The organism is Couchioplanes caeruleus, from assembly GCF_003751945.1.
GTDB lineage: Bacteria > Actinomycetota > Actinomycetes > Mycobacteriales > Micromonosporaceae > Actinoplanes > Actinoplanes caeruleus.
The window spans coordinates 7,538,949-7,553,526 of record NZ_RJKL01000001.1 but is presented as its reverse complement, the minus strand read 5'-3'; the positions used below and the strand labels follow the sequence as shown (position 1 = coordinate 7,553,526).

The window sequence follows — 14,578 nt, the reverse complement described above, 5'->3', positions numbered from 1 at the left end:
CTCAGGCGGCCACCGCGACCGACCCGGCAAGAACCCCCGCGAGATCGCGGGCGGGCATCGGGCGGTAGAAGTGGTAACCCTGCACCACCGGGCAGTTCAGCTCACGCAGCATGTCCGCCTGGGCGGCGGTCTCCACACCCTCGGCGACCGTGGTCAGCCGCAGGCTGGCGCCGAGGTCGACGATCGCCCGGGTGAGGGTCAGGTCGTCGGGCCGGAAACCCGCGTCGCCGCGGTCCTGCGGGATGAACGCGCGGTCGATCTTGAGGATGTCGACCGGAAGCTGGCGCAGGTAGGACAGGGAGGAGTATCCGGTGCCGAAGTCGTCGATGGCGACCCGGACCCCCCACTCGCGGATACCGACCAGCCGGGCGATCACCTCGTCGGCCTCGGCCATCGTGGTGGCGACCAGGTCGGTCTCGGTGATCTCGAGGGTGAGCGCCTGCGGGGGCAGGCCGGTGTCGCGCAACACCCGCCGCACGGTGTCGGGGAAACCGGGGTCACGCAACTGCGGGCCGGCCACGTTGACCGACACCGTGGTGCCGTAGCGCTCGTACCACGCCCGCGCCTCGGTGCAGGCCCGGCGCAGCACCCAGTCGCCGATGACGCCGATCAGCCCGCTCTGCTCGGCGACCGGGATGAACGCGCTCGGCGGTACCGGCCCCTGGCCCGGCGGGCTCCAGCGCAGCAGCGCCTCCACCCCGCGCACGCCCCCGGTCGCCAGATCCACCAGCGGCTGGTAGTGCAGCTCGAACTCGTCGTCCTTGAGGGCACGGCGCAGCCCCGCCACGGTCTGGGCGTAGTCCTGACGCTCGCTGCGCAACCACTCGGTGAAGACCGCCACCTGGTTCTTGCCGGCGGACTTCGCCGCGTACAGCGCCAGGTCGACATCGCGAAGTGCTTCCGCAACGGTGGCCGGCGACCGCACTGTGTGCAGGCCGATGCTGGTGGTCAGCGACAGCTCCACCCCGGCGACCGTGAACGGCTGGCGGATCGCCTCCAGCACGGCGGTCGCCACCGTGACCGTGCGCTCCGGATCGGTCTCCTCCAGGAGGATGGCGAACTCGTCGCCGCCCAGCCGGGCCAACGTGTCGCCGTCGGGCACCAGGGCGCCCAGGCGCATCGCGACCGCGATCAGCAACTCGTCGCCGACCGGGTGGCCGAGCGTGTCGTTGACGTCCTTGAAGCCGTCCAGGTCGAGCAGCAGCAAGCCGTGCGCGCCGCCGGCCCGGCGGGACAGGGCGTGCCCCAGCCGTTCCTGCAACAGCAGTCGATTGGCCAGATCGGTGAGCGGGTCGTGCAGGGTCTGGTGGCTCAGCCGCTCCTGCAGAGCACGCTGCTCCTCCAGGGCCCTGGTGAGGGTGGACGCCTGCGCCGCCAGATCCGCGGCGCGCGCCGTCGCGGTCCGGGCGAACTGCTGCTGCCGGACCACGAGCAGCATCGACATCACGGCGGTGGTGACCAGCGGAACCAGGACGTCGGCCGACTCCGCCTCACCGACGGTGAGCTCGTCGAGCAGGGAGACGGCGGTGACCGCCGGCCCCAGCAGGGCAAGCACGATCTGCACCCCGGGCTGCAGTCCGAGGCCGAGCCGCAGCCGTAACGGGCCCGCCTCGGTGGGGCGACTGATCGACGGGTGCGTGGACGCCGCGCCGGCGAAGACCAGCCCGAGCAACCAGCCGGCGGTCGACACCGGGTTGTGCGCGACCTCGCCGACGACACTGCCGGCCGTGTCGGCGAAGTGCACCATGTCGGCCGTGATCAGCGCGGCCACCATGACGGCTGCCAGCAGGTGCGCCATCGGGGGTGTGTTCCCGGTGAACAGCAGCCGCGCAGCGACCGCCACCACCACAAGATCGAAGACGGGGAACGCCATCGCTATCGCCAGCCGGGCGCCGGCCAGCGGGTAGCCGTCCAGGAAGCCGTCGATCACCAGGGTCCACATCAGTACGGCGAGCCCACTGGTCACGATGGCGGAGTCGACCAGCCCGGTACGGCGGGCACCACGCCCGGCCATCGTCCAGAGCGAGGCGACCAGCAGCGGATAGGCGCTGAGATAGATCCAGTCACCGAGGGAGCCGAACGGGATCCGCTGCCCGGTGAGGTGGAATTCCACCGACCAGTACACGTTGCCGAGGGTGGCCATGGAGACCGCGCCGACCAGCAGCCACCACGGGCGGGCCGACGCCGGCCGGTGCAGCCGGATGCCCACGACGGCCGCGGCGACGGAAGCCAGCCCTGCGAGGCCGTACAGCGCCTGCGTGGCAGCCCACGGCAGAAAGGGGCCGACCACGACGGTAGCGGCGCCGAGGCCGCTGACGTATCGCCAGGCGTACCGGCGCAGCCGCCGCAGCCGCCGCAGCCTCGACGACACGGCGATCGCCGGACTCGCCGCCGGCGACGGTCCGGCCGCAATCGTCGACACCATGTCGTCCGCCCCCTTGGTCAGCTCACCTCATGGATACGCACCGACGGTTAGCGGTTCGGTGCGATCCGGCGCTCGAAAGGTAGCGAACTGCACCCGTGCGCCGACAGCTCCGGCATCGGAAAGGCCGGGCCGACCGCCGGCTCAACGGTTGTCGCCGGGCGCGGGCAGCAGCCCGGCGGGCAGGTAGAGGCCCTGGCGCAGGGCTCGCACGGCCGCCATGGCCCGCGTACCGACGCCGAGTTTGACCATGATCTGCTCGAGGTGGTCAAGGGTGGTGCGCACGCTGGTGGTCAGGCAGACGGCGATGGCCGTGATGCCGCGGCCCTCGACGAGCAGGCCGAGGACCTCGAGCTCCCGGCGGGTCAGGCCGTGCAGCGGCGGTGCCGGCGAGATCAGCACCAGCCAGCGCGACCAGGGTACGCAGCGGGTCGACCGCGTCCGCGATCAGCGGAGCCGGCGCGGCGAGCAGGTCCCGTACGTCGTCGCCCCCGCGTCCGGTCCATTATGCCGCCACCGTCATGTACCAGGCCACGCGGAACGGCAAGAACATGGACGCAACCGCTATCCAGGGGCAAAAGCCCCTTGGGGGCATATTTCTGGCTCTAACTCTCACGAGCCGGTCGTATCGGCCGATGGGGCAGTGAGGCTCCGGAGAACGCGAGGTGTCTGCGTGGCAGGGAACGGCAGGCTAAGGCCGAGGGCGGCCCCGGTCGAGCTGACCGACTTGGCGGCGGAGGACCTGCTGGGGCACGGCGCGCACACCGTGGTGAAAGTCGCGCGCCGGGGCGAGCGTCGGTACGCCCTCAAGCAGGAGCGCAACGCCGCGGACGAGGCCGCCGCGCTGCTGGCGTTCCGGCGGGAGGCGGCGCTGCTGGCCTGCGTCGACCATCCCGGTGTGGTGCGCGCTCGCGCCGCCGGCCTGTTCGAGGGCCGCGCCGCGCTCGTCACGGAGCTGATCGACGGCCGCCCGCTGGCCGAGCTGCTGGGCGACGGCCCGCTGTCGGAGGCCCGTACCGCGCAGCTCGGCATGGAGCTGGCGGGTGCGCTGAGCGCGGCGCACCGTACCGGCCTGATTCACCGCGACATCAAGCCGCAGAACATCATCGTGCCTTCCGACGGCCCGGCGGTTCTGATCGACTTCGGATTGGCGGCACGCGACGGCGAGTCGGATGCCGAGCACACCGCGGTCGGTACGTTCAGCTACACGGCACCGGAGCAGGCAGGCATGCTGAAGCGGCCGGTGGACGGCCGCTCCGACCTGTACTCCCTCGGCGTGGTGCTGTTCGAGTGCCTGACCGGGCACCCGCCCTTCGCGGCATCCAGCGTCGGCGAACTGCTCCGCCTGCACACCGTCGCCCCGGCTCCGGACGTACGCACGCTGCGACCGCAGGTCGGTGCGGAGCTCGCCGGGGTCGTCGCCCGGCTGCTCGCCAAGGATCCGGACGATCGGTACCCGGGCGCGAGCGACCTCCTCGCCGCCCTGCGCCCCTGCGCCGGCGATACCGGCCCCGAGACGGTGGCCGATCCCCCACTGATCGGTCGCGACCGCGAGCTGGCCGTGCTCACCGCCCGCCGGCAGGCCGCACGCGCCGGTACCGGCGGGATCGCGGTGGTGCACGGCCCGGCCGGCGCCGGCCGCAGTGCCCTGATGGCGCAGTTGCGCATCCCGAGCGCGGGCGACGAGGGGCCGACCCTGCACGCGCGTTGCTCTCCGGACATCGATGTGCCCATGGCCGCCCTGCGCTCCGCGATCGACGGATACCTGCGGCAACTGGAGCGGCTCGCCGCGGACCTGAGAACCATCGCTCATACCCACCTGCGTCGGGCCGCCGAGACCGCCGGCGCCGCACTGATCCGCACGATCTCCCCGGCCCTGGAGACAGTGCTCGCCGACGTCGCGGTGGGAGCGTCCGACGGGCGCGACGAGCGCCTGACCGCCGCCGTGGCGACATTCCTGGCCGAACTCGCGCGCCAGCACGGCGGTGCGGTCCTGGCCCTCGATGACGCGCACCTCCTCGATCCGGCCAGTCAACGGGTCCTGGCCACGCTCGCCACAGGGCTGGCGCAGACGCCTCTGCTGGTGGTCCTGACCGCGCCCGACGACGCCGACCTCGCGGCCGTGCGGGAGTCCTGCGGCGCCGCCCTGGACACCACCGTCATGCTGCGGCCGCTCGCCAGGACCGACGTCGCCATGCTGCTGGCCTCCCGGCTGCCGGGCGCCACCGTTCCCGCGGACCTGGTCGCTCATGTCGCCGCCCGCAGCGGTGGATTACCGCTGGCCACCGTGGAGTACCTGCGGGAGCTGACCGACCGTGGACTGCTCGTTCCGCACTGGGGTGAGTGGGCATTCGACGCCGACGAGCTGCACAAGGTTGCGGCCGGCGGTGGCCATGAGCTGGTCGTGGCACGACTGGCCGACATCGACCCCGGGCATCGGACGGCCCTTCAGGTCGCCGCCGTGGCGGGTGTGCGGTTCGGGTTCGACGTCGTGGCCGCCGCCAGCGGCTCACCGGCGGAACTGGTCGCCGACGCGATCGGCGCCGCCACCGCCCGGCGACTGGTCGAGCGGGGCACCGGAGGACGGTACGCGTTCGTCCATCCGGCCGTGCCCGAGGCGCTCCTGGCCGATCTCGAACCTGGCGAGGTGCAGCGGCTGCACCGCCACCTCGCCGTGGCGCTCGAGCAGTCGGCCCGCGATCTGGAGGACCCCGCGCACGTGTACGCCGTGGCCCACCACTACGCCCATGCCGGCGCGGCGACCGATCCCGAGGCGCAGTACCACAGCGCGGCTTCCGCCGGCCGGCAGGCGCTGGCCGACCGCGCACCGGCCGACGCGGTCGAGCACTTCGAACGCGCTCGCGACGCCGCCGCGCGGGCCGGCCGGCCGTTGCCGACCGACGTCGCCCACGACCTGGCCCTGGCCTACCTGCGTACGGCCCGCTTCGAAGCGGCCCGGCAGTTGATCCGCGCGACGCTCGACGACGAGGCCGACCCCACCGCCCGGGCCCGGCTGTGGGCCACCCTCGCCGAGGTGGAGAACGACCTGTTCGCGGGTGCCGCCGCGGTGGCGGCGACCACGTCGGCGCTGGCGGAACTGGGCCACCCCGTGCCCCGCCACGCCGCGGCACGGCTGCTGTCGGCGCTGGGCAGCGCCGCCGCCGGTGCCCTGGTCCGCCGCACCGGGCTGGGCGCCGGCACGGCGCGCGGCGAGCGACGCGCCGACCTGGAACGGCGAGCGACGCTGCTGCACGCCGCCGCCTACGGCGCCGCCAGCGTGCAACAGGTCGTCCCGTCGATCCTGTTCCTCCTGCGAGCGCTGTACCTCGTCAACCGGCTGGGACCGGGGGTCGCCTACGCCCGGGTGTACGCGGTGCTCGGGTACGTGCTGGGGCTGGCCAAGCGGCAACGCTCCGCCGGACGTTGCCTGGAGCTCGGCATCCAGGCCGCCGAGCAGGTGGGCGATCCGGCGCTGATCGCCTACGTGAACTGGCTACGGGGCATGAACGGCTACGTCACCGGCGCCGACAGCGGCGCCGAGTGGGAGCGGATGATCCACCGCGACGCCCGCTGGCTGGATCCGCCGCAGTTCCTGTTCAGCTACAGCTTCATCGGCCTGCGCAAACTGCTTGCCGGCCACGTCGAGCAGTCCCGGGCGGCGCACGAGCGCGGTCTCTCCCTGCTGCCGCCGGACAGCACCCGCCTCGGTGCCGACTACTTCTCGCTGCTCGGCGTCATGGGCCCGGCGATGCAGGGACGGCCCGCCGAGGCCGCCCGGGCGCTGGCCGCCATCCGCGCCGCCATGCCGGCCGACGCCACCAGCGGCGAGCGGGGCAACATCGCGGTCGCCCAGCTCTGCGTCGTGGTCGAGCAGGGCGAATTCGGCGAGCCGTTCGAGGCCGCCGTCGCCGAGTTCCAGGCGCTCGGGCTGCGCCGCGCCGACATGTCCGTGATCCACCACTGGTTCTACGTCCTCGCCGCGGTCGGCCGGCTGGCGCAGTGCCGGCTGGCTGCCCCCGGCGACCGGCAGGCCCGGTTGATCGCCGCCCGGCAGGCGATCCGCGAGCTGGGCCGGGTCGCTGTCGCGCCGTTGTCGAGGACGGTCCACGGGCTCGCCGGGGCGGCCCTGTTGGAGCAGTCCGGCAAGCCGGACGAGGCGCTCGCCGCCGTGGCCCGCACCGAACGCCGCGCCTGGGTGCTGGACGCCCCGCTGCTGGAGTTCGACGCGGCCCGCATCCGGGCCCGCGCGCTGCGCCGGCTCGGCCACGACGGCGCCGCCGACCGGCAGGCCCAGCGGGCACACAATCTCGCCCAGGTCCAGGGCTGGGAACACCGCGCCCGTCAGGTACGCGCCGAGTTCGGGGTGAACACGACACAGCAGTCGGAACGCCCCTCGTACGCCCACACCGGCACCGCGGACTCCCACCGCAACCGCCGTCTGGAAGCGCTGCAACAGATCAGCGTGGCCGCGGCCACGGTGCTGGACCCCACCGAACTCGCCCGGGTCGCGCTCGACGAGACGCTGCGCATCCTCGGCGCCGAGCGCGCCCTGTTGTTCATCTGCGACGACGACGGCGAGCTGCGCCGCTTCGCCGGACGCGACGCCGCCGGCACCGATCTGAAATCGGTCACCGACTTCGGCTCGACCCTGCTGGAACGGGTACGCGAGTCCGGCCAGGCGGTGGTGGTGACCGGCACCGAGCATGGCGCCGCGCTGGGTTCGCACAGCGTGGTGGCGCACGGACTGCGCAGCATCATCGTCGCCCCGGTCCTGCTCAACGGCCGACTGACCGGCGTCGTGTACCTCGACAGCCGGCTGGCCCGCGGCATCTTCACCGAGGCCGACGCGGACGTGCTGACGGCCATCGTCAGCCACGTCGCGGTAGCCCTGGAGACCGCCCGCGCCGCCCAACTGGACGCCGACGTGCGCACCGCCCGCCGCCAGCAGGAGGTGGCCGAACTCCTGCGCACCAGCCTCGCCGAACTCGGCGGGCTGCACGAGCCGGGCGCCGTCCTGGACCGGCTGTTCGCCACCCTGCTCCACTGGTCCGGCGCGGCCGGCGGCTGCCTGCTACGGGCCGACGACGCCCTGCTGACGGTCGTCGCCGCGGAGGGCAACGTCGACGAAGGACGGCTTGGCACCCAACTGAACCTGGCGGACGCACCGGAGCTGGCCGCGCGGGTGAACACCGGCGGGCCGACGCTCGGGCCGGCACCGCAGGAGCTGACGGGGCCGCTGACCGCGGACTCGACGGCACTCGCCATTCCCATCACCGCCCGCGAGCGGCTCGTCGCCGTGGCGATCCTGCTCGATGCCGACCCCGACGCCGCCTCCCGCGAGGTCGCGGCCGCCCTGGCCGATCAAGGCGGCAGTGCCTACGACAACGCCCACCTCTTCAGTCGCGTGCAGGAACTCGCCACCACCGACGGCCTGACCGGCGTCGCGAACCGCCGGCACTTCCACGACCTGGCCGAGACGTTGGTCAACGCCGCCCGTCGCGGCAAACGGCAACTCGCCGCGATCATGCTCGACATCGACCACTTCAAGAAGGTCAACGACACGTACGGCCACGGCGCCGGGGACGACGTCATCCGCGAAGTCGCCCGCCGTCTCGGGCTGAGCGTCCGCCAGTGCGACGTACTCGGCCGCTACGGCGGCGAGGAGTTCGCGGTCGTGCTGCCCGACTACCAGGGCGCGGAGGAAGCGGTCGCCGAGCGGATGCGGGCCATGGTGGCCGGCGAGCCGATCACCACCCGGGTCGGACCCGTCCCGGTGACGATCAGCCTCGGTATGGCCCGACTCGACCCCACCGACGACGGCCTGGACACCCTGCTCGCCCGCGCGGACCACGCGCTGTACCGGGCCAAGGAGGCCGGCCGGAACCGGATCGCTCTGGCCTGAACGTCTGGCGGAGCAACCCCCGCCCGCCCGCGCAACTTGGTCGCAGACCTCGGGCTCGAACCGAGCGACCCGCCCGTATGAGAGGCGGCGGGCTCCAGCGCCCGTCTGCGTCATCTCACAGCGGATGGCATGCATCATGGAGGCCTCGCCCGGAGTCGAACCGGAAGGGTCACCCGCTTTGCAGGCGGGGCGCTCCCGATGCGTACCCCTGGCAGGAGTCGAACCTGCGACCTTCCGGTTCGTAGCCGGACGCTCTTTCCACTGAGCTACAGGGGCATGGTCTCGCCGGCAGGGATCGAACCTGCGCCCTCCTCGTTATCAGCGAGGCGCCCCTACCAACCGGGCCACGGCGAGACGATGCGGAGGGTGCAGGGATCGAACCTGCGCAGGACCGGAGCCCTGTCGACGGCGTAGCAAGCCGCAGCCTTCCCACTCGGCCAACCCTCCAGACGCGCCGACGACGGGGATCGAACCCGCGGCCTACCGCTCGACAGGCGGTTGCTCTTCCACTGAGCTACGTCGACTTGCGTGGACCTGATCGGACTCGAACCGACCACCTTCCGAGTGCAAGGCGGATGCTCTCCCAGATAGGGCGATCGGCCGGATCGCCGTCACAGGTCTTTGGCCATGTTGCGGCCGGTCTCGGTGAAGCCGAGCTGCTCGTAGAGGGCCCGGGCGCCGGTGTTGTGGGCGAAGACGTGCAGACCGATCCTGGTCAGCGCGTTGGCGTGGCACCAGCGCTCGGCGGCCAGCATGATCGCGCGGCCGTAGCCTCTGCGGCGGACGTCGGGCTCGACCGCGACGTTGTAGACGAACGCGGTGTCGTGGGTGACCTTGACCCACAGGAAACCGATCCGGCGGTCGCCGTCGTAGGCGTACCAGAAATGGTGGTCGGGGGTGGCGGACCCGTCCGGAAGGAGCCGGCCGTAGGTGTCGGCGGCGTCGCGGGCCGCTTCCTCGGCCGAGCGGCCCGACGCCGCGACACTTTCCGCGTAATGGGCCTCCGCCTCGGCCCGCCACGGTTCGTACTCGTCCCTGGTCATCGGCTCCAGCCGCACGTCCATCATGATCGAGAACTTACCTGAGCTCCATCGACATGCGTGGACCTGATCGGACTCGAACCGACCACCTTCCGTGTGCAAGACGGATGCTCTCCCAGATGAGCTACAGGCCCGGAACCGTGATTCTGCGTGCCCGGGACGCGATTCGAACGCGCACTGTGCTGGTTCTAAGCCAGCCGCCTCCTACCAGTTGGGCTACCCGGGCATGGGGGTGTGTCGCGTGCCCCCGGCGCGACTCGAACGCGCACTGGACGGTCCCTCAGACCGTTGCCTCTGCCGTTGGGCTACGAGGGCGAGTGAGCTGCGAGCGGAGGACTCGAACCTCCAACCTCCCGGTTCAGAGCCGGGCGTGCTGCCAGTTGCACCAGCTCGCATCGAACGATGGTGGCGTCACGGGGCGTGGACCCGGCCGTACGGCCGGATGGCGCCTTCCCCCCGAGTCGAACGGAGACCCCGCGGGCTTCAACCGCGTGCGCTGCCGCTTACGCCAGGAAGGCGAGGTCAAGCCCGCCCGAACCGGGCGGTGCCTGCCACGTGGACCCGGGCGGACTCGAACCGCCGACCCCCGGTCTGCCGAACCGGTGCGCTACCGCTGCGCCACAAGCCCCGAACGCGTCCGAACCCCCCGAGTCGAACGGGGTGTCTCCTACTCGCAAAGAAGCAGGCGGGTTGCCGTCTCCCCCGGTCCGGTCACACCCGGCGTGGACACGGAGCTTTCCGCATCCACGCCGGGTCGTCGGCGGCCCCGTGAGAAAGAGCCGCCGCATATACATGCCATCCACTGTTGAGTTGACAATGAGCAATTCCCTGAACGCATTCAGGGCACGCACGGGCGGCAGGATTCGAACCTGCAACCTTCGGTGTTGGAAACCGGTGCTCTATACCGTTGAGCTACACCCGCAAGACGACTACCGGGAACGAAAAAGCCGCCCGTCCCTCGGCTCTGGAGGTGGGCGGCGTAGGCACAGACGTTGCTGCGCTACCCGCTCCACCGCTCCAGGTCACGACTGGCTTCGAGACCTCGGAGGTGCAGCTTCATCGCCACGACGGGCGTGGCGAATCCATACGCCGCCCATGGCTGGGCGATCGCGCAGTTCGGCTGCCACGACATGGCGGTTCACTTCCCTTCGAGGCTCTCGTACGATGTCGGCATCAAGGATGGCCGACGTCCGGCGTATTCGTCAACGCTTTTGTGAGCTGCATTTGAAACCCCGCCGGCGTTGAGGCATAGTCTGCCCACCGCGTATGACAGACGCCAGCGAATTAATCGCCATTGGTTCACCGATCACACCGTGGTGGGTGGCAGCCGTGCGGGAGGGTCTCGTCAGAAGAGGGTGCGGAGGTACGGAACGCGAGCCGCGCCGATGGACACCAGAAAGGCGGAGCCGAGCACGAGCGCGTACGCGCCGAGCATCACCGACAGCGAATCCGCCTCCCGGACGGCGGGGGACAACGCGCGGAGCAGCGCGAAGAGCACCAGATGTACCAGGAAGACCCCGAAGGACGCGTCGGAGAGCCGCCGCAGCACACGCTGGACCGCGGCAGGCGGGCTCCACCGGGCGCCGATTGCCACCGCCAGAAGGAACACACCGATCGCCGCCACCGCGGTGACCGCGCCCAGGCGGTGGACCGGGAACAGCCCGTCCAGAACCTTGTGACCGGGGTGGCCGGCCTGCCAGATCAGCTCGGCGAGCAGCACCGCCACGACGACGGCCACGGCCCACAGCGCCCTGCCGCGCAGCACCACGCGGTGCAGCGCCCAGCCCGCCACGAAATAGCCGACGTACGGGACCCACTGGTCCCAGGCCCCCAGATCGTTGATCCGGCGCGTTCCCAACAGGGTGGACACGCTCGGGACGATCCAGACGACCACACCCCAGCCGAGCGCCACCGCCGCCGTCGCGAGCGCCCGCCGCTGCCCGCCGGCGTGCAGGAACGCGGCCAGCACCGGCGCGATGAGGTAGAGCCCGGCGATGAGCCAGAGGAAGTACAGCCCGGTGTAGACGCGGGCGTCGAGCAGCATCTGCAGCGTGTACCGCAGCGAGAGATCCTGATCGAGCAGCAAGCTGCGGATCAGCAGCAGGTAGACGACGTGCCACACCACGAAGGCCGGCAGGATCCGGACGAATCGCTTCCGGTAGAACGCACCGGGGCCGGCCGCGTGCGCGCGCGGCGCGAGCACCAGCGCCCCGCTGAGCATCACGAACACGGGCACGACCCAGGTCGAGCCGGCGTGCGCGGCGACCGCCACCCACCACCGCAGGGTGCCGCGGATCTCCGGGTTGCTCACCATCATGCCGATGACGTGAATGGCCACCACCCCCGCGATGGCAGCCACCCGGAGCGCGTCGAACTCCCACTGGCGCGTGGGCCGGGGCGTCGCCTCGATCCCCGTCGGCCGGGTGGACAGCGTTCCGGCATCAGGCATGGCACGCAGGGTAACGGCAGACCGGGGCAGGCCGCATCACAGGTCAGGCGTGATCGAGGGACCCCTCGGGGCGATCCACAAGGCCCAGCACTGCCACATCTCAGCGGGATACCGCCCGGCGGATACCGGGTTGCACCCGAAATGGTCCTGAGCTGCACCGTGACGAGCGTTACATGGCCGAACGGCCCTGGGCTCCCCGGCCCGGCAACGCGTCGAAGGCGGTTCTGCATGGAATGGTCTGTGGCGCGGCCGTCCGTGGGTGGAGCCTGGCGGCCGGGTGGTACCGCCGCGTGGGCGGCGTACTTTCTCCTCGGCATGGTCGCCGTGGTGGCGTTCGTGTGCTGTCCGCGCCTCGTCGGCGTCGTCGTCTTCGCCCTCATCATGGGATCCGGTGTGGTGGCGGCGATCGCCGGGGTGCGGCGGCATCGTCCCGCGCGCACCGCCGGATGGTGGCTGATGATCGCCGCGTTGGCCGTGTCGATGCTGGCCAACACCATGTTCGCGGTCGGCTACGAGGTCTACGGCCAGGCCGTCTTCGGCTCGGTCGTGGACGCCGTCTACTTCGTGATGTACGGGCTGCTGATCGCGGGGCTGGCGGTGGTCGTACCCCGGCGTTCCTGGGCCTGGACCGCGGCCGAGCTGGTCGACGCCGGAGTGGTCACCGCCGGCGTGGCAGCGATCTGGTGGACCGTGGTGGTGCAGCCGTACCTCCATCAACCCGGCGCGAGCTCGGGCATGGTGGGCATCTGGATGGCATACGCGGTGTGCGATCTGCTGATCCTCACCGGCCTGGCCCGGCTGATCTTCACGACCGGCTCCCGGCGCCCGGCCAGCGCGCTGCTGACCGCTTCGATCTTCGCGCTGCTGACCGGCGACGTCGTGTACTTTGCGCGCGTCGGGCTGGACGGCTACATCTCGGTGAGCAACCTCGACAACGTCCTGTGGCTCACCTGGGCCGTGGTCTTCGGCACCGCCTCGCTGCACCCCTCGGTCGCCGGCCTGGGCCGGGTCCGCCGGGCCACCCGCGGCGTCCGCCCCGGCCGGCTGTTGGCCTTCGCCGGCATCGCTTTCCTGTGCCCGCTCGCCGTCGTCACCGGCGTACGTTTCGTCCACCGCTATGCCGCCAGCACCGCCTGGTACGACACACTCGTACCGACCCTGCTGGGCGCGATCATCTCCACCCTGCTCGTCGTACGGCTCGGAATGCTGGCCCGGGTCGCTCAGCGCCGGGCGGCCCTGCTGGACCGGCAGGCCATCGAGCTGACAAAGGCACTGCGCGACCAGGAGACGTTGCAGCGGCAGCTCACCCACCGCGCGCTGCACGACCCGCTCACGGGTCTGCCCAACCGCGCGCTGCTGCTGGAGCGGCTGGAGCGGGCGCTGGCCCGCCGCCGGGAAACCGGATCTCCGGCGTTGCTGCTGGTGGGCCTGGACGGTTTCGCCGATCTCAACGACACACTCGGCCACGAGGCCGGCGACCGGGTGCTCATCGAACTGTCGACCCGGCTACTGGGCCTGCTCACCGAGTCCGACAGCCTGGCCCGGGTCGGCGCGGACGAGTTCGCGCTGGTGCTGGAGGACCCGGCGGGCACCGATCCCGCGCTGCGCGCCGCGCAGATCATGGCGGCCGGGCGTGTCCCGTACCTGCAGAACGACCGCGAGGTCGTCGTCACCGCCAGCATCGGGTACCGGGTGATGGACGCGCCGCTGACCGCCGCCGAGGCACTGCGCGATGCGGGGGCGGCCCTGCGTACCGCCAAGGCCGACGGCCGCAACCGCATCGCGGCCTTCGACGTCGAGCTGCGCAGCAGCCGTCTCGACACCGCCCGGCTCGTGGACGACCTGCGCCGCGCTCTGACCGATGCCGAGTTCCGCGTGCACTACCAGCCGGTGGTCGACTCGCGCACCGGCGAGGTGCGTTCCCTGGAGGCTCTGCTGCGCTGGACCAGGCCGGACGGCACCAGCGTCCCGCCCGACGAGTTCATCCCGGCCGCCGAGGACAGCGGGCTGATCATTCCGATCGGCGCGTGGGTGTTGCGCCACGCCACCGAACAGGCCACCGAGTGGCATCAGCGTTTCGGCCTGAGCCTGTCGGTCAACGTCTCCGGCCACCAACTGTCCGACCCGCAGTTCGCAGAGACGATATTCGAGGCGCTGTCGGCCAGCGGCCTGCCGCCGACCGCCCTGATCCTGGAGATCACCGAGACCGCCCTGGTCGCGGTGACCGGCTCCACCGCGACCGACGTACACAGCTGCCTGCAACGGCTCCGCGATCACGGCATCCGCATCGCCATCGACGACTTCGGCACCGGCTACGCCTCGCTGTCGTACCTGCGGCACCTGCCGGTCGACATCCTGAAGATCGACCGCTCCTTCGTACGCTCCGACGGCGGCAACGCCCCGGGCCCGCAGGACCACGCGTTCATCCGGGCCATCCTGCACCTCAGCGAGACCCTGCGGCTGAGCACCATCGCCGAAGGCGTCGAAACCCCGCAGCAGGCGGCCCTGCTTCAGCACATGAACTGCCACCTTGCGCAGGGTTTCCTGTTCCACCGCCCGATGACCCAGGAAGCCGTCGAACACCTTCTCGCCGCCACGACCTCCGGTCCGGAAGGCAGCGCGCCGCACGGCACCCATCTCACGGCCGCGTGACTCAGTCCTCGCGACCCATGACGTAGCCGAACTGCTTCATCGACCCGGCCCGGTCGATCTCGTCCAGGGCGGCCGGGTCGAGGCTCGGTAGCGGCGGCCGCGAGGCGCGCTCG

The 14,578-nt window shown here is 71.6% G+C and carries 6 protein-coding genes and 10 tRNA genes; 2 read left to right on the top strand and 14 right to left on the bottom strand.

Annotated features, from left to right (window positions below; all coding sequences use genetic code 11):
- Position 1 precedes the first annotated feature (1 nt).
- Both EDD30_RS34035 and EDD30_RS34030 read right to left on the bottom strand, forming a co-directional pair.
- Positions 2 to 2,425, bottom strand: a complete 2,424-nt coding sequence (locus EDD30_RS34035; RefSeq protein WP_084556621.1) for a putative bifunctional diguanylate cyclase/phosphodiesterase — start codon at positions 2,423 to 2,425, stop codon at positions 2 to 4.
- Between the two features lie 141 nt (positions 2,426 to 2,566).
- Complete coding sequence (locus EDD30_RS34030; RefSeq protein WP_071807109.1) at positions 2,567 to 2,824, bottom strand: response regulator transcription factor; 258 nt, start codon at positions 2,822 to 2,824, stop codon at positions 2,567 to 2,569.
- A gap of 271 nt (positions 2,825 to 3,095) precedes the next feature.
- Here EDD30_RS34030 and EDD30_RS34025 point away from each other — a divergent pair, with 271 nt between their 5' ends.
- Positions 3,096 to 8,324 carry a diguanylate cyclase gene (locus EDD30_RS34025; protein ID WP_071807110.1) on the top strand — a complete coding sequence of 1,743 codons (5,229 nt, stop codon included), beginning with the start codon at positions 3,096 to 3,098 and terminating at the stop codon, positions 8,322 to 8,324.
- Positions 8,325 to 8,527: 203 nt separating this feature from the next.
- Here EDD30_RS34025 and EDD30_RS34020 read toward each other — a convergent pair.
- The 12 genes from EDD30_RS34020 to EDD30_RS33965 form a co-directional block, all read right to left on the bottom strand.
- Positions 8,528 to 8,600 (bottom strand) — tRNA-Arg (locus tag EDD30_RS34020).
- A gap of 1 nt (position 8,601) precedes the next feature.
- Positions 8,602 to 8,678 (bottom strand) — tRNA-Ile (locus EDD30_RS34015).
- A gap of 6 nt (positions 8,679 to 8,684) precedes the next feature.
- Positions 8,685 to 8,771, bottom strand: a tRNA-Ser gene (locus EDD30_RS34010).
- Positions 8,772 to 8,776: 5 nt separating this feature from the next.
- Positions 8,777 to 8,848, bottom strand: a tRNA-Asp gene (locus EDD30_RS34005).
- An 87-nt stretch (positions 8,849 to 8,935) separates the two neighbouring features.
- Positions 8,936 to 9,391, bottom strand: coding sequence for a GNAT family N-acetyltransferase (locus EDD30_RS34000; RefSeq protein ID WP_071807112.1), 456 nt, complete (start codon positions 9,389 to 9,391; stop codon positions 8,936 to 8,938).
- Between the two features lie 34 nt (positions 9,392 to 9,425).
- A tRNA-Ala gene (locus EDD30_RS33995) sits at positions 9,426 to 9,498 on the bottom strand.
- Positions 9,499 to 9,515: 17 nt separating this feature from the next.
- A tRNA-Leu gene (locus EDD30_RS33990) sits at positions 9,516 to 9,590 on the bottom strand.
- Between the two features lie 16 nt (positions 9,591 to 9,606).
- Positions 9,607 to 9,679, bottom strand: a tRNA-Leu gene (locus tag EDD30_RS33985).
- 7 nt (positions 9,680 to 9,686) lie between these two features.
- Positions 9,687 to 9,759 (bottom strand) — tRNA-Gln (locus EDD30_RS33980).
- 161 nt (positions 9,760 to 9,920) lie between these two features.
- Positions 9,921 to 9,992: transfer RNA gene (locus tag EDD30_RS33975), tRNA-Ala, on the bottom strand.
- Between the two features lie 220 nt (positions 9,993 to 10,212).
- Positions 10,213 to 10,286, bottom strand: a tRNA-Trp gene (locus EDD30_RS33970).
- Positions 10,287 to 10,709: 423 nt separating this feature from the next.
- On the bottom strand, positions 10,710 to 11,813 hold the full coding sequence (locus EDD30_RS33965) for an acyltransferase (RefSeq protein ID WP_071807113.1): 1,104 nt from the start codon (positions 11,811 to 11,813) through the stop codon (positions 10,710 to 10,712).
- 228 nt (positions 11,814 to 12,041) lie between these two features.
- Between EDD30_RS33965 and EDD30_RS33960 the strand changes: the two genes are divergently transcribed.
- On the top strand, positions 12,042 to 14,465 hold the full coding sequence (locus tag EDD30_RS33960; protein WP_143162805.1) for a putative bifunctional diguanylate cyclase/phosphodiesterase: 2,424 nt from the start codon (positions 12,042 to 12,044) through the stop codon (positions 14,463 to 14,465).
- Positions 14,466 to 14,578 lie beyond the last annotated feature (113 nt).